Genomic DNA, 20,103 nt, shown 5'->3' with positions numbered 1-20,103 from the left:
GCGGATCGCGGCGAGAGCGGCCTCGGCCGCCGGGCTGCGCCAGCCCGGCCGTGCGGCGGCCTGGTCCCGCTGGACCTCGGCGGCGCGCGCCTGGTCGCGCCGCTCGCGCTGGACGGCGGCCTGCATCGCGGCCAGGACCCGCTGGTGCCGGGTGTGCCGGGCCGCCGGATGCGGCGGAGCGTCCGGCCCGGTCAACGCGTCCTCCAGTACGGACCGCAGGTACGCCACCGGGTCGCGGGGCTCGACCAGCAACGGCCGGGACCGGGCCCGGCGCACCCAGGCATCCAGGGCCTCGGCCGTCCAGTCTCGACCCAGGGCGGCACCCAACGTCGCAGCGACCCGGGGCAACGGAACCGAACGTAGCCACGCCCACCGGCCCTGCACTGCCCGTGCGAGGCCATACGCCCATGCCGACCACTCAGGACGTGCCCGTCGTGGCCGTGGCGCGGCACTGTGCCTCTGAGCCGGCCTAGGACGCTGTACAGGCGATGGCCTGGCACACCCGTGATCGACTCCCGCTCTTGTCGATGAGCGCGAAGCGCCGTCCTTCCGCCGGCTTTGCCGGCTGTCCACCGACGGTGTGGGCGCGATCGGCGGTGAGATCAGCAGACCCCGAGACAAGCTGGAGTAAACACTCATAGCTTGAGACACCGTGTGGGGGGTGCGGAAATTAGTGGCCTGGTCACGGGCGTGATCGCGGGCGGCGGTGACCGCCTGGCGCATCTGCTGACGGCGGACCCGCTCGCGGTAGTCGACCCAGCCACCGGCACGAGCAGCGAGGGCGTCGACGTGGGCTTGGGCGTCAGCCAGGAGGGTGCGGGCGTGCTCCAGCAGGTCGGCCAGGACGTCCAGAGCGGCTGGGATGTGCGCGGCCTGCGCGGCCGAGTCGCCCCGGTGAACCGGGGTAATGTCGAAGACGGCACGGGCCTGGGAGCGGCCGGTGGCGCACCGCTCGGCGTAGGACAGCCGGCGGCCCTGCTCGACCCGCACACACCAGCCCAGCGCCTCCGCACGGCGCCAGGCATCGGTGACCGGGCGGGTACTGTCACCGCACCCGGCCAGCTCGGCGGTCGCGGCCCGGCCAGGCATCGCCCGGCGGCCGGAGCGACGGTCACTGTCGACGGCCATCACGCCGCCGACCCGGCCCAGAGCCGATGGGCGGCCACGACGGCTGGACCGGGCGGCGGCGTCGCGGGCGAGCAGGTCCGCGAGCAGCCACACCGGCCGACCCCAACTGTCACCGGCGTGGAACGCAGCCAGGGTCTCGGTGATCCGCTCGATCCAGGCGGTCAGCGCGGCGGTCCGCTGCTGGGCCTCGGTCGTCTCGGCGAGCAGGGCGAACCGCGTGGCGACGGCGGCGGCCTCCAGCGCTTGAGCGTGCTCGTGGTCGGCGCGAGCCTGCGCCAGCCACGAGTACCCACACAGCCAACAGGAGGGGACCGGGTCCGGCTCGCCGCACGCCGCGCACCCGGCCGGCTCGCCGACGTCCAGGCGCTCACGCAGCTCGGCCACCAACCGGTGCCGGTCCGCCGCACCCTGCCGGTCGGCCCGGCCACGCCAGCACGGCATGCACAGCGGGTCCGACCCCTCGCCGTCACGGGGCAAGCCCTGCCGGTCGACGCCGGCAGCCGCACAGGCCACGCACGGCATCTGAAGACCGGTCGGGTGGACCGGCCGGCGGCGGGCACCGGCCGGGGCGACCAGCCGGGCCTGTCCAGTGCGGGTGGTCTCCACCAGCAGCCGCTGGTCGACCAGGTGCGCCTGGCAGCGCCGCGCGCCGGGCACGACGAGAGTGACCGAGCCGGTGGCGTAGCAATCAGGGCAGTACCCCAACGCCGCCACCCGGTCCGCAGGCAGCGTCGTCTGCGGTGCCGTGATCATCGCGGCACCGTCGCAGACCGCCCAGGCTTATGTCCTAAGCCTTGATCAGCCTCGACGAGAAGATGAATCGCCCAGCGGCGCAGCCGTGCACGTTGGGGTGATGAGCGTGGCGTCATCAAGCCACTGCTGGCTCGTGACGCAGAGGAGTGAGCTGGGTGCACGCAGGCATCGACGCGACACGCAGTAACCGTGTCTTGAGACAAGAATGCACCCAGCCCGGAGGTGGGTGCTATGGTTGCCTCCGAGCTTGTGAAGAGCCTCAGATCCCGACCGCGGCCAAACGACGGGGGTCTGGGGCTCTGCTTTTTTGTGGAGTTAGGGGTTGAGCGAAGGCGCTCCCTCAAGATCGAAGCTTGGAAGTGGCCCCGAGACAGGCCGGGGTTGTAACCCGTGGATCTTACGGTGACTGTGCCATCGGCCGGGGCACCGACGCGCCCCGGGATCGGCGTTTCCGGTCGGTCCTGTGTGGATCTCGACAGGAAATCGGTACATACCGGGGCGAGCCTGGCGGTCTTGCGTGCCAAGGCAATCCGAACGCGAGCATTCGAATGGGCGGCCCGACGATTCGGGCCGCCCATTCGTGCGCATTGAATGGTCACGCGGGCAGGTGAATGGTGTCGTAGTGGACGGCGTTGCCGTCTCCGTCGTGGACGTACAGCTCGCCGTAGCGGTCGTCGGGGCCGTCGACGGCGGCGAGCAGCCGCACGGCCTGGTGGCAGGCGGTGTCACCATCGGCGGCGGTGAAGTAGGTGACCGCCTGGGGGTTGTCGACGTCGGGGTCGGTGACGACGTCGAGACGGAACTCGTCGGTCGTGGCGGCAACCGTGGTGGCGAACGAGTGGGTCATGTGGTCACCACGCGCCGATCGCCAGGGCGGCGGTCAGGGCCGCGCCGGTGTACCCGGCCAGCAGCAGCGGTACCGCCCTGCTGATCGCCCGGTACTTGGCCCGGGTGGCGCGGGAGAGCCACCACAGCTCCCGGGCCTTGGCCAGGGGCGTCAGCTGGGGGACCTGGCCGGCGTCGCCGGCGACGATGCGGGCGAGTACGCCCTGGGCGTCGTCGGCGTCGGCGTACGCGACGAACCCGAAGGCCCCGCCGAGGCGGGGCCGGGAGGCGAGCAGGAGCAGCACCACGGCGGTCAGCACCACCACGGCGGTGGCCGCGCCGGCCGCGAGCGCGGCGGTGGGGAGGTGGCCGCCGGCTCCGGCTCCGCCGAGGACGGCCAGGCCGGCACCGAGCAGCACCCCGGCGATCTGGTGGTAGCCGGACGCCTTGGGGTCGATGCGGGCCAGCTCGGCGCGCACCGTGGCGATCTCAGCGTCCAGGGCTGCCGGCACGGTGCCCCGCCCACACGCCGACGCGTGCGCCCCGGCGCGGGCCAGGATCTCCAACTCGGAGAAGTTACGGTCGGTCGCTCCGCAGCCGGTGCAGCGGGAGGTGCTGTCGGCGAGGCTGGCCGAGATCGTCACCAGGACGGCGTACGCCCCGGCGGTCGGGATCTGAAAGTGGCGGCGGGGGCCGTGCTCGCCGCGCGGCTCGTAGTGGCTGGCGTAGGCCGCGCCGAGGAAGGTCGGGTCACCCGGATCGGGCACCATTGGGTAGCTCCTGTCATCTGTCGTGGATGGGGGAGTGGCGGGCGGCCCCGGCTTTCTCAGGGCGTAGGGGCCGCCCGCGCCGCGTTAGCGGCTGGCGTAGGCGGGGGAGTCCGGGCGCGGGTACGCCTCGGCCCGGCAGAGGCGGTCGTAGCCGCACCAGTCCCAGACGGCGACGCCGGGGCGCAGCGGCACGGTGCGCTCGTCGCCCACGAGCTGCTCGGCGTCGACGGTCCAGTCGACGCCGGTGGCGATCGCGGCGACGGCGGCCTGGTCGACGTGGCGGGCGCACAGCCACCGGGCGATGGCCAGGCCGCTGGGCAGGTGCGTGAGGCTGTAGCGGCCGTCGAGTCGCAGGCCGTCGTCGCCGATGGTGACGTTGATAGCCAGGCCGGGCGCGACGGGCCAGCCGGTGACGATCCGCTCGATGACGTGGGGCTGCTCGGCGTCGGTGTCGCTCAGGTACAGCCGCACCGGGATCGTCGGCGCAACAATGCTCGTGGCCGAGGTTGTGGTCATGGATTCCTCCTGGGTGTTGTCAGCGGCGGGTGCCGCTGCGCGGGAACGGCAGCACCGTGGCGGTGGTGCGGTCGTCCGGGTCGGTGGGATGCTCGCCGCCGAGGGCGGTGAGCAGGGCGGGCAGCTCGTCGGGCTTCACGAGGACGTCGCGGGCCTTGGAACCCTCGGAAGGGCCGACGATGCGCAGCTCGTGGAGGGTGTCCATGAGGCGGCCGGCCTTGGCGAAGCCGATGCGCAGTTTGCGTTGCAGCATCGAGGTGGAGCCGAACTGGCTGGTGACGATCAGCTCGGCGGCTTCGCGCAGTAGGGCCCGCTCGTCGTCGTCGAGCCCGTCGACCACCGCGGTGTCCACCGCCGCTGCGGCCGGGGCGGCGGGTGGCGGCACGGTGGCCGGCATCGTGGGCTGGCCGGTGGCGGCGGCTTGGCCGCGCCAGTGCTCGACGACGGCGGTGACTTCGGCGTCGGACACCCAGGCGCCCTGGATGCGGGTGGGGGTGCCCGCGCCCATCGGCAGGTAGAGGCCGTCGCCTTGGCCGAGGAGTTTCTCCGCGCCGGGTTCGTCGAGGATGACCCGGGAGTCGGTCAGCGACGAGGTGGCGAACGCGAGGCGGGACGGCACGTTGGCTTTGATCAGGCCGGTGACGACGTCCACCGAGGGGCGTTGGGTGGCCAGGACGAGGTGGATGCCGGCGGCGCGGGCGAGCTGGGTGATCCGCACGACGGACTCTTCGACGTCGCGGGGGGCGACCATCATCAGGTCGGCCAGTTCGTCGACGACGACCACCAGGTACGGGTAGGGCTGCAGGGTGCGGTCGCTGCCGGCCGGGGCGGTGATCTGCCCGGCGCGAACCCGCCGGTTGTACTCATCGATGTGGCGGACGCCGTGGGCGGCCATGTCGTCGTAGCGCATATCCATCTCCCGCACGACCCACTCCAGGGCGTCGGCGGCCTTACGGGCATTGGTGACGATCGGGGTGACCAGGTGGGGGATGCCGGCGTAGGCGGTCAACTCGACCCGCTTGGGGTCGATGAGCAGCAGCCGCACCTCGTCGGGGGTGGCCCGGGTCAGGATCGACACGAGCAGGGTGTTGAGGCAGCCCGACTTGCCGGAGCCGGTGGCCCCGCCGATGAGCACGTGGGGCATGGTCGCGAGGTTGGCGGTGACGGCCTTGCCGTCGATGTCCTTGCCCAGGCCGACGAGGAGCCGGTGCCCGTCGCGGACGGCGCGGGAGCGGATGACGTCGCCGAGGGTCACCGTCTCGCGGTCCGGGTTGGGGACCTCGACCCCGATGGCGCTCTTGCCCGGGATCGTGGACAGCATCCGTACCTCGGGTTGGCCGACGGCGTAGGCGAAGTTCTTGGCCAGGCCGGTGACCTTCTCGACCTTCACGCCGGGGCCGATGGTGATCTCGTAGCGGGTGACGGTCGGTCCACGGTGCGCGGCGGAGACCGTGGCGGCGAGCTTGAAGTCGCCCAGGACGTTCTGGAGGGCCTGCCAGCCGGTGTCGGTGGTCGCGGTCCGCCGCTTCGGTGGGTCACCGGCGGCGAGCAGGGTCAGCGGCGGCAGCTGGTAGTCGCCGGCCGTCGTCGCCTGCGCTGCGGTGGTGGCCGGGTCGGTGGGCTGGCGGCGCGGACGCGGCATCGCCGCCCGGGGCGCTGATTCCGGGGAATCCGCCTGCGGCGCGGCCGGCGGGCGGGCTAGCGCGGTGGCCGTCGGCGTGACGGTGGTGTCGTCCTGGTCGACGTCGACCCGGGCGATGTCGTCCTCGTCGTCGAGGTCGTCGAGGGTGGTCAGCGCGGGGGCAGCCACCGGGCGGCGGCGGGCGGCGGCGATGGTGGTGGCCAGGGCAGCGGGGGTGATGCCGGTGGCGGCGGTCAGCCCAGCGGCGATCAGGCCGAGCAGGATCGGCGTGGCTCCCCACACGCTGAACACGGTGTCGAGGTCTCCGGTGACCCGGCCGAGCAGTCCGCCGGCGTCGGCGGCGAGGTCGAGCAGCCCGGCTGTGCCGGCGGCGATCAGCACGATGCCGGCGGCGCGGGCGAGGAGTCGCAGGGTGTGCTGGCCGGCGGGGTGGCGCATGGCTTCCACCGCGAGCCACAGCAGAGGCAGCGCAGCGAGCGGGGCGAGTCCGCCGAGCAGACCGTCAGCAGCGCCGGCTGGCACGTCCAGGAGCCGGCCGGGCAAGCCGGGAGGGTTGGTCCACTCTGCTGCGGCGACGAGTAGTCCGGTGAGTAGCAGCACCAGGCCGGTGGTGTCGTGGCCGGGCTGGTCGACGCCGGGGGTGCGGTGTGGGCTGGGCAGGCGGCGGGCCAGCCGGCCCGTGCCGCGTGCCGAGCTGGCCCACGCGGCCCGGGTGGCCAGGCCGGCGCGGCGGGCCAGCTCGGAGCCGTGGTCGACCTTGGCGTTCTTCTTCGTGCGGCGGCGGGCGGTGCTGGCCATGGGCGGGGTCTCCTTGTCCGGGCGGTGGGCACGGCAGGTCGGGGGATGGGGGCGTGGCGGCCACCGCGAGGGCCGGACCGTCGTGGGGCCGGCCGTCACGGTGGCGGTCAGGCCGAGATGGTCCAGGGGCCGCCGCGTTGGGCGGGGGCGGTGATGCGGCGGGCGTCCTTGAGCTTGGTCAGCAGGGCGTAGAGCTGGGCCTGGTTGACGGGGCAGTCGGGCCGGTCGAGCAGGGCCTGCGCGGAGGCGGGGCCGCGTCGCAGGCACGCCAGGACCCAGTCGGCGCTGGTCTGCGGCGGGAGCTGCTCGACCACGGTGGTGGTCTTGGGGCGGCTGCCGAACGCGGCGCGGAGCCGGTCCACCGCGCTCCCGCCGGGCGTCGTCGGCGAGCCACCGGCGGCGGTCTTGGTCGCAGGCGTCTTGATCGGGGTGTTGGGGTCGATCGGGGGGACGTTCCAGCGCACCGGCACGCGGGGGCTGGCGGCGGCGACGGCGACCTCGTCGAGGTGCGGAACGCGGCAGAGCATGCCGACGCGGTTGCTGTGGCGCAGGTAGCCCATGCCGGCGGTGGTCTGGCCGTCGATCTCCCGTTCCAGGGCGAAGGGGTTGCCCACGAAGTCGTCGGGCAGGATCGTCGTGCCGGAGCCTCGATTGGACAGGCGCAGGACCAGCGCGTTGGCGGCGACGAGGGCGTCACGCAGGCGCACCGACCCGCCGAGGGACTTCATCTGCGGCAACTGCGTGGCCAGCACCAAGCCGGCGCCGGTCTTACGCATCGTCTCGGCGGCCTGTTCGACCAGCGGCACCAGGGGCGTGTTCGGGATCAGCGCCAGCTGGCACTCGTCGACGATGACCATGAGCTTGCCCAGGCCGAGGGCCTTCACCCGGGGGTCGTCCTCGTCGTAGGTGTCGACACCTGCGGCGGCGAGCAGCGCGGAGCGGCGCATCACCTCGGCGTGGAAGCGGCGCAGCAGCAGGATCACCGCCTCCACACCGGCGTGGTACTCCACCGCGTCGCGCCACGCGGGCAGGCTCTGCCCGTTCTGCGGGTCACCGACGACGACCTGGAAGCCACCGTCGAGCAGGTTGGCGATCATCGCGCCCAACGCTCTGGTCTTGCCGGAGCCGGAGGAACCGACGACGAGTCCGCCGAGCACACCGAACAGGGGCCGGTAGAACACCCACTCGCCGGCCGAGCCGTCGGTGAACCGGGCGATCTCGCAGCGTCCACCGGCGTAGGTGGGGCCGGTCCACGGCACGCCGGTGAGGATGTAGGACCGCTCGACGATGATGATCTGCAAGCGGGCGGTCTTGCCGGTGGAACGCCACCCGACGGTGCCCTCGTCGAGGTCGAGCGCGACCTCGACGTCCGGGCCGGCCTTGAACAGCGGAGCCGGCTTGGTGCCCGGAGCCAGGCGGACGAGGGCCTCAGTGACCCCGGGCCGGGGCTCGATGGCCTTGACCAGGGTGGTACCGGCGCAGACGCCCTGGCCGACGACCTCGTGCTGCCAGCGCTGCTCCCAGTGCGCGGTCAGCGGGTCGACCACCTCGACCGGGGCGTCGACCACGGCCGGGGCCGGCTGCGGCTCGGGCTCCGACGGACTCGGGCGTAGGTGGTGCCACCAGGGCCAGCCCAGCACCACCCCGGCCAGGGTCGGCACGGCGATCGTGAGGGTGGGGTGCGCGGCCAACGCCGCCGGCCCACCGGCAGCGACCGTGGCCACTGCGGACACGCCGAGGACCACGGCGATCGCGGCCCGCCAGGCCCGCACGGCGCGGGACCGGGCCCGCCAGCCGGCGGCGGTGGCCGCGATGGCCAGGGCGAGGATCGCCACGGTCTGCCAGGACACGCCCAGCGGGCCCGCCACCCAGGCGACGGCCAGTTCGGCGGCGACCCAGTAGAACGGCAGCAGCCGCCGCCAGCTACGGCGTACCAGCCAGCTGACCGCGTAGGCGGTGACCGCGAGCAGGGCGGTCAGGGCCCGGCCGAACTTGGCGGCGCGGTCCGCGCGGATCTCGGAAACGGTCCGGGTCGACATGCTGGGCTCCTTCAGGTCGGAGGCTGGCCGGGGGGGGCGATCGGGTTCGGGGTTGGGGGAGGGCCCGGGGCCCCGGGGCGGTACTCGCCCCCGGGGCCCCGGGGGCGGGTCAGCCGACCAGGACTTCCTTGCTGGCGACGTTGCCGCCGGTCTCGGCGACGGCGTCGGCGACCTGGCCGTCCTTGCTGTTGAAGTCGCCCAGAGCGGCCTGCAGCTCCTCCTGGGCGGTGTTCAGCGCCGCCTGCGCGGAGGCGAACTGCTCGGCGGCGTCGCGCAGGTGCCCGACGGTCGAGGCGGACATCTCCAGGCCCTCGTACCGGTCGGCGGCCTCGGTCAGGACACCGGCGATCCCGCCGATCGTCTCGGCGTTCTCCCCGGCGGTCTCGGCGGCCTGGGTGAAGGCGGCGCGGATCTCCTCCGGACCAGTGGCTTCCAGGTTCACGGTCATCTCCCTCAGTTGCTCGGCGGTGTTGTTGGTCGTGGGGCTGGGCCGGGTGCCCATCCCCTGGTCGGTGTCGGCGAGGTCGCTCGCCGGGTGGAGGTGGTCGTCCCCGGCCCGGCACTGGGGGCAGTGGGACGGCCACGTCGGGGTCGGCCCGTTGACGAAGCCGCAGGCGTCGCACCGGGTGTAGTGCTGCTCGGCCGGCTGGCCCGGCTCGGCCGCAGTGGTGCTCGCCTCCGGTGTGGCCGGTGCCTGGCGGTGCTCGTCGCAGAACGGGCCCTCCGGGCCGCCGCCCGGGTTGTCACACCACTGGTCGGGGAAGCCATCGCGGACCTCCCGGTAGGCGCACCTGCCGAACAGGTCGTTGCGGATGCGCTCCACGTCTTCCTGGCTGGGCGGCCCGGCCGGCACGGTGTCCGCGTCGGCCGGCGGCGTGGTGGCGCACTGGTGCCCGACCGACGCCTGCTCGGCGGCCTCGAACGACTCGAAGCCCTCGGCGCGCTGCCCGCACCGGCCGCACCGCCACCCGAACCGCGGCTTGGGGCTCGGTGCCGTGCAGGTGGGGCCGCAGGGCGTCAGGCAGTAGGGGTGCTGGCCGGTGTGGACCACCCCGGGCGCGGGCTCCTGCCCACCGGCCGGGTCGCCGGCGGCAGTTGGGGTGCCCACGGGGGCCGGGTCGGTAGCGTTCTGGGCGCCACCGGGGATCACCCGCAGCGCCGGCCGACGCGGCTCTTCCGCCTGGCTGTCGCCGGGAGCGGGCGCGGTGGATTCGGTGGAATCACCGCCGCTGGGCGTGGGTTCGGGTTGCCCGGTGTACTGGTCGGGGTGCTCGGTGCGGGTGTGGTCGCGGCCGGCTCCCTGGGCGTTGGCCTCGATCCGGAACGGCCGGGAGGACCATCCGCACAGGTCGCAGTCGGCGTACCAGCGGCCGTCGTCGTCGCCGACGACGACGACCCCGTCGACGGCCTGCGCCCCGCGCTTGCGGGCGACGGCCCGGCGGCGGCGGGCGCGGGCCCGTTCGGTGGCGTCCTCGATGAGCCCGGCGAGGTAACCGTCGGCGGCGGCGACCGTGCTACCGGTCCGGCCGGCACCGGCCGGGGCGCTCGCCCCGGCCGGCCCGTCGGCCTTCTGGGCGGTGGCCTGCGCGCGGGCGCGGGCCTGCCGGCGGGGTGACTGCTTGCCCCGCACCGCGTAGGAGGCGTCCTCCAGCAGCAGCACGGCGATCTTCGCCACCGCCAGGTACACCAGGACGTCGAAGAAAATCACTGGACCACGTCCCGGATCGTCTCGCCGAGACCACCGACGACCATCGGCAGCAGCAGGGCGCAGGTCAGCGCGACGTGGGCCAGCTTCGCCTTGCCGCCCCCGCCGCCCTTGCCGGCGGCTCCCTTGCCGGCCTTGGCACCACCGCCCTTGCCGCGCAGGAACACCACCACGACGATCCCGAGCGCGAACCCCAATGCGGAGGGGATGGCCACGGCGACCTGCTCGGTGTCCTGGCCGAGCCACTCGCCGACCGGCTCGGCGACCTGGCCGATGCCGGTGGCCAGCCACTTGTTGACCTGGGTGACGACGACACCGGCGAGCAGTCCGCCGACCACCAGGGCGACCACGACCCGCAGGCGGGGGGTGAAGTGGAACAGGATCGACAGGGCGATGTAGACGAGTCCGACGAGCACGATCAGTGCGCTGGTCATGACAGGTACCTCCTTTCAGAGGGTTGCGATGAAGACCGCGGCCACCGCGGCGGCGGCCAGCGATCGGAGGGGATGGGCCAGGACCCACGAGGCCAGGTGCAGCAGCCCGCGCGGGATGAGCACCAGCACCGCCCAGCACGCCATGGCGATCGCCTGGGCGTCCTCGCCGTCGCGGGCCCGGCCGCTCTGCGCGACGAGGTCGGACAGCGGCTCCGGGGAGCCCGTCCACACCGCCCTGACGCTGCCCCAGTCCCCCGGAATATCACTCAGAGTTATTCCAGTGCCGGAGTTGGGGCCAGAAAAGCCCGGTGTGGTTTGTGCTGTTTCGTCGTGGTTGGATTCCGGCGGGGGAGGGGTTGGTAGGGGCTTTGGCCTGGGCGGGACCAGGGAAACGACGTCCGCCTCACGCCGGAATGGAACTCGCGGCATCGGTGACGTTCGGTAGTTGTCCTCGGCGGGTTGGGCGCTCACGGGATCACCTCCATCAGGTGCGGGTGGTGCGGGGTTGGGATGCGGGTCATCGGGTCTGTCCTCCTGCCGAGGGGTGGGGCCACGGCACCCGACCCGACGTCGTCGGCGGGTCGAGCACCGTGGGCTCATCGCCCGGAAAAGCGGCGCGTCAGGCGACGCGGCTGCCGCTGGTAAGTTCGAGGGCCTGGCCGACGATTTCCGCCGGCACGGCGTTGAGGACCCGGCGGATCGTGCGGTCGGAAATCGTGGTGATCTCCGCCAGTTCGGCCTGCGTGGCATTCGGGTTTTCCGCTCGGGCGGCCAGGATGAGCGCCACGGTTTCCGGCCGGACCTTGTCCACCTCGGGCAGGTTGTCCGGCAACGTGGCCGGAGCCGACGCGAGCGATTTCCGGGCAGAGGGCCGCACGATTTCCGGCTGCCGGGTCCCCCCGGTTTCCGCCCTCTCCTGGGCGCGGGCAAGGGCCCGGCGGGTGCGCTCCAATTCGTTGACGAGGCCGTCGCGGACGTCCTTGATCGCCTGGCTCTCCTGCTCGGCGATCGCCCGCGCGGTGACCTGCTGCTCGGCGAACCGTTGTGCCTGGTCGAGCTGCGCCCGTAGCGCCCGCACCGCGTCGTCCAACTCCACGGCCCGGTCCTGAGCGGTCTGGGCGGTGTAGCGGGCGTCGGCCAGGGCGTGCTGGAAGTCGCGTTCGGCCTGCTCAGCGGCATCAGTGAGCGTCCGGACCTGCGCGGCGGCGGTCTGCTCGGCCACGACCCGGGCGGCGGCGGCCCGGTCCGCAGCGTCGCGGGCCTCGACGAGCCGACCCTCGGCCAGCCGCGCCGCCTCGGTCTCGGCGGCGGCCCGCTGCTCGGCGACCCGCACAGCCTCGGCGGCCTCGGCAGCAGCAGCGGCGTGGGCGGCGATTTCCGCCTCGGCGGCGGCCTCGATTTCCGCCCGCGTTTCCGCCTCCACCGTCGCGCGGGTTTCCGCCTCGGCCGCCCGGGTTTCCGCCGCGACGCGAGCGGCGGTTTCCGTGTCGGCCCGCGCCGTTTCCACCCGGGCCGCCTCTTCGGCTTCCGCCTGTGCCCGACGCGCGGCGGCGGTTTCCGCCCGCGCCGCCCGGACCTCTTCCGCCCGGCGGGCGGCCTCAGCGGCGGCCTGGCGCTGACGATCGGCCTCGATTTCCGCGTGCTTGCGCCCGGAGTCCAGGTCCCCCATCACGAGCTTCGAGAGAAACAGGAAGGCCAGGGACGGCAGGCAGGCCAGGAAACGGGCCGACCAGGAGGCGTTGGCGCCGACTGCGGAAAGCTGCGCGGCCAGGGACAGCACCGCGCCGGCCAGCAGGACGGCCAGGGCGTAGGACCACAGGCTCTTGCCCTGACGCAGCCGCTTACGCAGCGACAGCGTCGCCACCAACGGCAGCAACTCGGAGATCACCGCGTTGGCCCACCCGAACCACTGCGGGGTGTCGTGCGGCATCCAGTGCAGCGTCCAGTCCTTCATGTGGGTGAAGGACGCGGCCAGCGCCGCCAGCATGATCGCGATGAGGATGACCAGCTTGACGGTGTCCTCGACCTTGTCCGCCCGGCTGCCCACCGGCATCTCCGCCCCGGTCGGCGTCGTCTCGGCGCTCACCGGGGTCCTCCCGCCGTCGCCAGCCGCTCGTTGATCGCGCTCCAGGACACCGCCGGCACCCGCTCGTCCGCGATCAGCGCCCGACCGGCCCCGAGCAACTCCCGGGCGATCTCGTCCTCCGCGCACGACTGGTGGCACGCCTCGCCCCGGCCGTCACGCATCCGCGTGGCCGTGGTGCAGATCCGGCAGGGCAGCGACCGGTCACGGTCGTAGTGACCCGGGTCGGTCCAGTCCAGGTGCACCCGCACCACCAGCAGCCCGGCCATCAGCACACCTCCCCGCGCGCCCGCCGACCGGCCCGGATCCGGGCCAGCAGCTCCCGGCCGTACGGGTCGAGGTCGTCCTCGTCGACGTCCACCGCCAGGGGGTGCCGGTGGTCGTCGACCCAGCGGGCCAGCCGTGCCCCGCCGACCACGACGGCGACCAGGCCGACCGCGACGGCCGGGGAGTACAGCAGCGCCTGCGGCACCCGGTCGGCGTGCTCGGCCAGGGCCTGACCAGCCAGCGCCGCCGGAGCGGCACCGGCCGTCACCGCGCCCACCACGACCCGCGTCGTCCGCGACCGCGCCGGCCGGTCCGCCGCCAGGCGGCGGGACTCACGCTCGGCGTCGATCGCCCGGCGCAGCTCGCCGGCGAACCAGCCCGGCAGCGCCGCGACCGCAGCAGCCCGGTGCTCCAGCTCGACATCCGACAGCGTCGGCAGACCCGCGCGGTACTGCGCCAGCGCAGCAGCCAGATCCAGGGACCTCGTCGGGATCGTCATGCCGCACCCCCCAGCACCCGAGCGGTCCCGGTCATCTCCCGCAGCCGCACCACCGGCCGCTGCTCGATCACGGGCAGGTCCTCCGCCCGGTCGTACTCGGCGACCTGGTCGCCACCGGCCGCCTTCGCCCGGTACAGCGCGAGGTCCGCCGCGCGCAGCACCCGCGACGAGTCGTCACCGGCCATCGCCGACACCGCGCCGACACTGGCCCGCACGAGCAGCTCCCGCCCGCCGGGCAGGACCACCGGCGCGGCCAGGACCCGCACCACCTCGGCACCGAGAATCCCCGCGATCGGGGCCGGCGACGGGCACACCAGCACGATCTCGTCACCACCGAGCCGGGCCACCACCGCGCCGTCGACCTCGTCGAGCGCCGCCGACAGCCGGGCCGCGACCTCGACCAGCACCGCGTCACCCGCGTCGTGCCCGAAGGTGTCGTTGACCTCCTTGAATCCGTCCAGGTCGACCAAGGCCACGTCGTACGGCTCATCGACCAGATCGGCCAGCACCGCCGACAGACCAGACCGGTTCGCCAACCCCGTCAACGGGTCGATGGCCACCAGCCGGCGGGCCTCGGCCAGCCGGACCCGGTCCGCGCGGACCGTCCGCACCGCCCACACGTGCCCCGCCAGCGACAGCGCCGCAGCCGCCGGGACCAGCATCTTCAGCGCCTTCACCGGGTCACCTCCGACCCGGTCGCCGCCGCCCACGCCTGCACGACATTCCGTGGAATCCGGCCCCGCTCCCGCACGGCGTAGCCGTTGGCCTGCGCCCACTGGCGGATCGCAGCACGGTGCGCGGCGGCCTCCGGCCCGGAACCCAACCTCTGCCGCAGCTCGGCGAGTTCGGCGGTGAGCTTGGCCTCCTTCTCGGCCAGCTCCCGACGGCGGGCCTCGGCAGCCCGCTCGGCCTCCACCCGGCCGGTCAACTCCGCCACCAGGCCGCCGATCCGCTCGGCGAGCTGACGGGTACGGCCAGCCTCGCTGCCCTGAGCCAGGGCCAGCAACTGCTCGATGCCGCCGGCCGGGGCCGTCGAGCCGGCCGGCGCGGTGACGAGCCGAATGCCCATCGGCGTGCTCGGGTCGGGAGCGGTCGGCGTGCCCTTCGCGGCCCGCACCAGGGCGGCCTGGGTGACGCCGTTGACCGTCGTGATCGTCGGGGTACTCATGCCGGCATCACCGCCGTCACCGGCAGCAGCCCGCGCAGGGCCCGCAGCGCCTTGTGCTGGACCGCCTTGATCGCCGCCGGGGTCTTGCCCAGCACCTGCGCGGTCTCCTCGATCGACAGCTCCCGCAGGTACCGCAGCGTGATGCACTGCCGCTGCACCGGGTTGAGCTGAGCAATCCCGGCGAGCAGAGCCTCACGGGTCAGCGTGGCCACCACGGCGGCCTCCGTGCTCGGCACCAGATCGACCGGCGCCGCGTCCCGCAGCTCCGCCACCGGCCGCTCACGCCGCTGGTGCGACCGCTGCCAGTTGATGACCAGATTCCGGGCGATCGTGGTCACCCACGCGCCGAAGTCACCACCCGGCCGGCGGAAGCTGGCCAGGTTGCGCAGCGCCCGCAGGAACGTCTCCGACGTCAGGTCCTCGGCCGTGGCCCGGTCGAGCACCCGGCGGTAGATGAACCGGAACACCTGGTCGACGTACCGGTCGTAGACCAGACCGAACGCCTCCGCGTCACCCGCCTGCGCCCGCGCCACCAGCGCCGACACCTCAGTGGCCGTTGATCCGATAGGAGCCTGCGCCGGATCGGCCGGGGCAGGAAGTACCCTCATTGCTGGCATCTGATCCTCCTTGGGGTGGGATGCCGTCCGGGGCTCGGTGGGGCGCTATCCCGCCGGGCCCTCTTGCCTATGCGGGCGCATTGAAAGGTCTAGTAGGTACTCATTGACCAGACAATGCGCTTGGTGTTGATAGTGCTACCGGCCACCAAGGGACGTCAAGGGGTAACGGCAACATTGACTAGACAATGTTCAGCCGCGTGAGCGAGACTCGGAACGTGGAAACCTTCAGAGGCAGCTCGATGCCGACCTACCAGCGGATCGCTGCGGCGATTCGCGACAAGATCGCGTCAGGCGAGTTGACCGGCGGCGAGCAGTTGCCGACGGAGCTAGAGCTTGCTGAGCAGTGGGGCGTGGCTCGGCAGACGGTCCGCAACGGCATCGCCGTACTGGTAGCTGAAGGACTCGTGGTGTCGAGGCGTCCCCTCGGGCACTTCGTGCGCAAGCGGGAGAACATGCTGTACCGCCCGCAGGGCGAGTCGCGGGACCAGCCAGCTAGTCCTGAGATGGACCGCTTCTGCCAGCAGATCACCGAAGAGGGTCGAGTCCCAAGTCAGACAATCGACGTCTCCCTGGTTCAGGCGCAGCCCGACATCGCTCAACGCCTCCAAGTTGCCCCAGGCACGGTGGTGGTAGCTCGTCGACGGGTGCGCTACATCAACGGCGAACCGATCAACATCAACGACTCGCACTACCCGCTCGACATCGTCAGGGATTCCGAGATCATGTCTCCGGCCGACGTCGCACGGGGCACGAACCAGGCTCTTGCCGATCTGGGCTACCCGCAGGACCGGGCCATCGATGAGATCTACACCCGGATGCCCACTCCTGAGCAGATTCACCGCCTCGGACTTGGGCCGGGAACCCCAGTGGCCGTCCACTACGTGACCGGCTACATCGCTGACGGCACTCCCGTGAGATGCACAGTCAACGTGCTGCCAAGCGATCAACATGTCATCGTGTTCGAGCGCAAGTTCGAGCGAGCCTGGAGCCGGAGCAAAATTGGTCCTGAGCATCCGCCCTGCTGAGAACCAAGACGAGTTCGAGATCGCCATGGGATTGCTCACGCAGCGAATCCAGTGGCTGCGCGAACGTGGGTCGGATCAGTGGGAGACGTGGGATAAGTGGCGGTCCAAGCTGGGACCGGCACTGGCGGCGGGACACATCTGGCTGCTGTGGGACGGCGATGAGGCAATTGGGACAATCACCGTAGAGACGGCTGGTGACCCGGACTTCTGGTCGACTGCAGAGCTGGCCGAGCCGGCTGTCTACGTCTCGAAGTTGGCGGTACGGCTCGACCGATCTGGGCAGGAACTTGGATCGCTCTTGCTCACATGGGCTGGCGATTACGCCTTCAGCCAGGGGTGCAGATACGTCCGGCTGGACGCCTGGAAAACCAACGAGCAGCTACATGCCTACTACCTATCGCGCGGCTGGACCTGCCTACGAACCTCAACCGATCCAAAGCGTCGCTCGGGGACGTTGTTCCAGCGGCCAGCCGAGCCGATGAACCCACGATCTGAACTGCAAACCATCACTACCCGGGAAGATGGACGAACTCGCTACTAACCCGGGGTAGTTATGCCTGGTTGAGGTCGAGAATGCTCCAGCCGGCGGGCAACACGGCGGCGGCCGGCTTGGGGTCGGTGGTGGCCAGGTGCGCCTGGTAGGCGATGGCCGCGCGGGCGGCGTGGCCGAGGGCGATGTCGCCGCCTGCGGCGCGGGCGAGGACGCCGGCTTGGCGGGCGTCGTCGACGCCGGGCTCGGCCCCGAGGGGCAGCACGGTGATGGCAGGTGTGGTGGTCAGCAGGGTAAGCAGGGCGGTGCCGACATCGCTGCTGGTGGCGGCGTAGGCGGCGGCGAGGCAGGCTGCCGGCACGCCCACCGTTCGTTCTTCGTCCGCGACCTCGGCGATCAGCTCGCCGACGGCGACCTGCCCGTCGACGTACGCGGCGAGCGCGGTGGCGTCCAGGACCACGGCGACCTGGCCGCCGCTCACGCCGCCTCGTCGAGCATCCGCTGCCCCTCAGCGAGGGCGTCGTCGGGGATCGGGGCGGAGAGGCGGTCACGCCAGCGGGCCTTACCGGCCTCGGTGACCTCGATGCCGGCGCGGCGCAGCACCTCGTCGACCTGGGTGCCGGCCATTTGGGCGCGGACGGCTGCGGTGATGGCAGCGCTGACGTTGGGTTGGCCGTCGAGCCATTCGGCGACGTCGTCGGGGACGCTGATGGAGCGTTTCGCGGTCATGGTGGCAGCGTACCCCCGGTGGTAGCACCGGCGGTGCTACCGCGCTGATCCCCTGGCCTCAGCTCTCAATGCCGAATCCGGCGAACAGGTCAAATTGCTCACCTGGGCGGCAGGCAGCCCACACGGCCTCCCCGGCCCGGGAACAGGCGTCGACGACGGCGGCCCAGCCGGCACTCCGGAAGCCGTCGGGGCGGTCACGCCAGGCGATGACAGCCTGTTGGCAGCAGCGGATCAGGTCGTTGGTGACCCGGCCGTCGTCCAGGACCGCGCCCAGGTCGGTCCAGCTCGGCCGCAGCGGCTGGTGGAGGTTCCCGTCGGTGATCTCGATGCGGGTTCGGTCGAGGCGGAGCATCCTGCCGGCGGGCAGCGTCTGGCCGGCGTACTCGGGGGCGAGTTGCCGGGCGTCTCGGGTGCGCCAGTAGGTCAGGATGTCGGCGGCGTGACCGTGTGCGGTGATCCCGACGGCCCAGGCCAGCAGCGCGGCTCGGTGTCGTAGTAGGCGAGTATCCTTCGTCCGCCGTGTCATTTGGGGGATTGGACAGCTTCGGATGCGCCTCACCAAGGTCAAAATTCAGCGATTCCGTAACTTCACCGACCCCCAAACGATGATGGTGGAGCCGGATGTCACTTGTCTTGTCGGCAAGAACGAGTCCGGGAAGACCACGATTCTCAAGGCGCTGCACCGACTTAACCCCGCTAACCGCCCGGATGAGTTCAAGCTGGCCACGGAGTACCCGCGACGCCGGCTGGCACGCGATCGTAAGAAGGAGCGGCTGGAGAAGGCCGAGCCGGTCATCGCCTGGTTCTCCCTGGAGCCGCACGACATCGAACCGGTCACCGCAGTCCTGGGTTTCGCCCCGCCAGACGGCACCTTGGTACGCGCGTCGCGCACATACGACAGCGCCAACCTGTTCGAGGTCGAGTGCGGGCTCGCCACGATCGTGCAGATCGCCAGCGCGGAGGTCGGAGTCGACCCCGAGGACGTGACCGAACTCGCTGAACTGCTCGACATCGCCGCAGTACGCACCCGAGCGGAGGAGTTGGCCACCACGCACCGCGCGGCCAGGCGTACGGCTCGCGCCACGGCGCTACGCGCGCTGCCCGAGGAACTGACCCAGTACGACGTCCTGATCGGCGGGGAGCTCACCGACGATCAGCAGGAGCAGATGATGGACCTCCTGCCGAAGTTCTTCTACTTTTCCAACTACGAGCTACTCAAGGGTGAGACCGACCTGGAGGAGCTCGCGGCGAGGGTCGCGGCGGGCGATCTCCAGAACGGCGACGAGACCATGACTGCGCTGCTGACCCTGGCGGGGCAGGAGCCCAAGAGCTTCCTCGACGAGGAGTACGTCACACGTAAGGCAGAGCTGCAGGCAGCCAGCTCCGACCTCACCCAGCAGGTCATGAAGTACTGGAAGCAGAATGACGCACTGTCCGTGCGCTTCGACACCGACATGCCAGTCGTTGGCACGTCGCCCGATGGCACCCCGATCCGCCACCGCTTCCTCAAGGTCGAACTGCATGACGCCCGCCACGACGTTGACACGAACTTCGAGACCCGCTCGGCCGGCTTCCAGTGGTTCTTCTCGTTCCTGGCCGCGTTCAGCGTCTACCAGGACTCCGACGAGCGGGTCGTAGTGCTGCTCGACGAACCCGGCACCAGCCTGCACGGCGAGGCCCAGCGCGACTTCCTCAGCTACATCTTTAACGAGCTGGGCACCCACCAGCAGGTGCTCTACACAACCCACTCGCAGCATATGCTCGACCCCACCCGGTACGAGACTATGCGCGCCGTGCACGACCGCGCCACACGCGATAAGCCAGAACTCGGCGTGGTCATCACCCCGGTCGACCTTTCCGCCGACCGCACCACGATCCTGCCAGTGGAGGCGGCGCTCGGTTACACCGTCGCCCAGCACCTGTTCCTCGGCCACGGTCCACACCTGGCCGTCGAGGGCAGCAGCGATTTCGTATTCCTCATCCGGATGTCAGCGCACCTGACCGGGCTCGGACGCACCGGCCTTGACCCGCGTATCTCGATCATCCCGGTTGGCGGAGCCACCAACATGCCCGCGTTCGTCGCCCTGTTCGGCCGCCGCCTAGACGTGCGCGCTCTCGTCGATGGCGCGGAGACCAGCAAGGTCTCCACGAAAATTCGTCAGGCCGCTGAGGCCGCAGGCGTCGACCAGCACAAGATCGTGATCCTCGGCGAAACGCCCGACCTACCCAACACGGCCGACATTGAGGATCTGTTCACGGTCAAGGACTACCTCTGGCTCTACGCCCGAACGCTCTCCACTCTCGATGAGGCTGACCTACCGCAGACCCCGGAGCCGATCCTGCGGCGCATCAGCAAGGTACGCGGCGACTTTGACCATGCCGGGCCCGCCCACGTACTCACGCAGAACCTTGAGGAGTTTTTCGCCCAGGTCGACGCGCAGACGCTTGACCGCTTCGAGGAGCTGTTCACCAAACTGCCGGTGTAGCCAGACGGTTCTATCAGCAACCGCTCCCCCGGTGGGCTGGGGTTGCGGGCTTGCCCGCGCGGACGTCCGGTGGGTGGGGGTGGGCTCGCCGCCAGTAGCCCCCCCGACCCACGCACAGAACCGCGCGGG

The 20,103-nt window shown here is 71.8% G+C and carries 21 protein-coding genes; 3 read left to right on the top strand and 18 right to left on the bottom strand.

Going from position 1 to position 20,103, the window contains the following annotated elements; all coding sequences use genetic code 11:
• The 15 genes from ACOJTC_RS20825 to ACOJTC_RS20755 all read right to left on the bottom strand — a co-directional run.
• Positions 1 to 1,881, bottom strand: a 1,881-nt coding sequence (locus tag ACOJTC_RS20825) for a hypothetical protein (RefSeq protein WP_420118139.1), incomplete at its 3' end; no start/stop codon positions are given.
• Positions 1,882 to 2,476: 595 nt separating this feature from the next.
• Positions 2,477 to 2,728, bottom strand: a complete 252-nt coding sequence (locus ACOJTC_RS20820) for a hypothetical protein (protein WP_420118138.1) — start codon at positions 2,726 to 2,728, stop codon at positions 2,477 to 2,479.
• A gap of 4 nt (positions 2,729 to 2,732) precedes the next feature.
• Positions 2,733 to 3,476 (bottom strand): Pycsar system effector family protein, encoded by a 744-nt coding sequence (locus ACOJTC_RS20815; protein ID WP_420118137.1) that lies wholly within the window; start codon positions 3,474 to 3,476, stop codon positions 2,733 to 2,735.
• An 84-nt stretch (positions 3,477 to 3,560) separates the two neighbouring features.
• Complete coding sequence (locus tag ACOJTC_RS20810) at positions 3,561 to 3,992, bottom strand: hypothetical protein (protein WP_420118136.1); 432 nt, start codon at positions 3,990 to 3,992, stop codon at positions 3,561 to 3,563.
• 19 nt (positions 3,993 to 4,011) lie between these two features.
• Positions 4,012 to 6,432, bottom strand: coding sequence for a DNA translocase FtsK (locus ACOJTC_RS20805; protein ID WP_420118135.1), 2,421 nt, complete (start codon positions 6,430 to 6,432; stop codon positions 4,012 to 4,014).
• A 107-nt stretch (positions 6,433 to 6,539) separates the two neighbouring features.
• On the bottom strand, positions 6,540 to 8,471 hold the full coding sequence (locus ACOJTC_RS20800; RefSeq protein WP_420118134.1) for a type IV secretory system conjugative DNA transfer family protein: 1,932 nt from the start codon (positions 8,469 to 8,471) through the stop codon (positions 6,540 to 6,542).
• Positions 8,472 to 8,580: 109 nt separating this feature from the next.
• Positions 8,581 to 10,179: a hypothetical protein gene (locus ACOJTC_RS20795; RefSeq protein WP_420118133.1), complete on the bottom strand. Its 1,599-nt coding sequence runs from the start codon at positions 10,177 to 10,179 to the stop codon at positions 8,581 to 8,583.
• Positions 10,176 to 10,610 carry a hypothetical protein gene (locus ACOJTC_RS20790; protein ID WP_420118132.1) on the bottom strand — a complete coding sequence of 145 codons (435 nt, stop codon included), beginning with the start codon at positions 10,608 to 10,610 and terminating at the stop codon, positions 10,176 to 10,178. The genes ACOJTC_RS20795 and ACOJTC_RS20790 overlap by 4 nt, the downstream gene beginning before the upstream one ends.
• Positions 10,611 to 10,625: 15 nt before the next feature.
• The gene (locus ACOJTC_RS20785) at positions 10,626 to 10,841 is read right to left on the bottom strand and encodes a hypothetical protein (protein WP_420118131.1); all 216 of its coding nucleotides are present in this window, start codon (positions 10,839 to 10,841) and stop codon (positions 10,626 to 10,628) included.
• 388 nt (positions 10,842 to 11,229) lie between these two features.
• Positions 11,230 to 12,696 carry a hypothetical protein gene (locus ACOJTC_RS20780; protein WP_420118130.1) on the bottom strand — a complete coding sequence of 489 codons (1,467 nt, stop codon included), beginning with the start codon at positions 12,694 to 12,696 and terminating at the stop codon, positions 11,230 to 11,232.
• Entirely contained in the window at positions 12,693 to 12,962 is a 270-nt protein-coding gene (locus ACOJTC_RS20775; protein WP_420118129.1) for a hypothetical protein, read from the bottom strand. The genes ACOJTC_RS20780 and ACOJTC_RS20775 overlap by 4 nt, the downstream gene beginning before the upstream one ends.
• Entirely contained in the window at positions 12,962 to 13,459 is a 498-nt protein-coding gene (locus ACOJTC_RS20770; protein ID WP_420118128.1) for a hypothetical protein, read from the bottom strand. Before ACOJTC_RS20770 ends, ACOJTC_RS20775 begins: the two co-directional genes overlap by 1 nt.
• Positions 13,456 to 14,136 carry a GGDEF domain-containing protein gene (locus ACOJTC_RS20765; protein WP_420118127.1) on the bottom strand — a complete coding sequence of 227 codons (681 nt, stop codon included), beginning with the start codon at positions 14,134 to 14,136 and terminating at the stop codon, positions 13,456 to 13,458. Before ACOJTC_RS20765 ends, ACOJTC_RS20770 begins: the two co-directional genes overlap by 4 nt.
• A complete protein-coding gene (locus tag ACOJTC_RS20760; protein WP_420118126.1) occupies positions 14,133 to 14,627 on the bottom strand; it encodes an Lsr2 family DNA-binding protein in 495 nt (164 codons plus the stop codon). The genes ACOJTC_RS20765 and ACOJTC_RS20760 overlap by 4 nt, the downstream gene beginning before the upstream one ends.
• A complete protein-coding gene (locus ACOJTC_RS20755) occupies positions 14,624 to 15,244 on the bottom strand; it encodes a sigma-70 family RNA polymerase sigma factor (protein WP_420118125.1) in 621 nt (206 codons plus the stop codon). The genes ACOJTC_RS20760 and ACOJTC_RS20755 overlap by 4 nt, the downstream gene beginning before the upstream one ends.
• A 215-nt stretch (positions 15,245 to 15,459) precedes the next feature.
• On the opposite strand from ACOJTC_RS20755, the gene ACOJTC_RS20750 reads away from it, so the two are divergent.
• Together ACOJTC_RS20750 and ACOJTC_RS20745 are read left to right on the top strand one after the other, a co-directional pair.
• The gene (locus tag ACOJTC_RS20750) at positions 15,460 to 16,269 is read left to right on the top strand and encodes a GntR family transcriptional regulator (protein WP_420118124.1); all 810 of its coding nucleotides are present in this window, start codon (positions 15,460 to 15,462) and stop codon (positions 16,267 to 16,269) included.
• The gene (locus ACOJTC_RS20745; RefSeq protein ID WP_420118123.1) at positions 16,244 to 16,810 is read left to right on the top strand and encodes a GNAT family N-acetyltransferase; all 567 of its coding nucleotides are present in this window, start codon (positions 16,244 to 16,246) and stop codon (positions 16,808 to 16,810) included. Before ACOJTC_RS20750 ends, ACOJTC_RS20745 begins: the two co-directional genes overlap by 26 nt.
• Positions 16,811 to 16,820: 10 nt before the next feature.
• On the opposite strand, the gene ACOJTC_RS20740 is transcribed toward ACOJTC_RS20745, so the two are convergent.
• The 3 genes from ACOJTC_RS20740 to ACOJTC_RS20730 are packed head-to-tail and all read right to left on the bottom strand — an operon-like array spanning position 16,821 to position 18,014.
• Positions 16,821 to 17,240, bottom strand: coding sequence for a hypothetical protein (locus ACOJTC_RS20740; protein WP_420118122.1), 420 nt, complete (start codon positions 17,238 to 17,240; stop codon positions 16,821 to 16,823).
• Positions 17,237 to 17,488: a hypothetical protein gene (locus tag ACOJTC_RS20735; RefSeq protein WP_420118121.1), complete on the bottom strand. Its 252-nt coding sequence runs from the start codon at positions 17,486 to 17,488 to the stop codon at positions 17,237 to 17,239. The genes ACOJTC_RS20740 and ACOJTC_RS20735 overlap by 4 nt, the downstream gene beginning before the upstream one ends.
• A 58-nt stretch (positions 17,489 to 17,546) precedes the next feature.
• Positions 17,547 to 18,014, bottom strand: coding sequence for a hypothetical protein (locus ACOJTC_RS20730; protein ID WP_420118120.1), 468 nt, complete (start codon positions 18,012 to 18,014; stop codon positions 17,547 to 17,549).
• A gap of 22 nt (positions 18,015 to 18,036) precedes the next feature.
• Here ACOJTC_RS20730 and ACOJTC_RS20725 point away from each other — a divergent pair, with 22 nt between their 5' ends.
• A complete protein-coding gene (locus ACOJTC_RS20725) occupies positions 18,037 to 19,974 on the top strand; it encodes an ATP-dependent nuclease (protein ID WP_420118119.1) in 1,938 nt (645 codons plus the stop codon).
• The last annotated feature ends 129 nt before the right edge of the window (positions 19,975 to 20,103 follow it).

It is taken from the genome of Micromonospora sp., from assembly GCF_048594385.1.
Lineage (GTDB): Bacteria > Actinomycetota > Actinomycetes > Mycobacteriales > Micromonosporaceae > Micromonospora > Micromonospora wenchangensis.
Note: the sequence above shows the minus strand (reverse complement) of the source record. Positions and strands in the feature narration are given on the sequence as shown.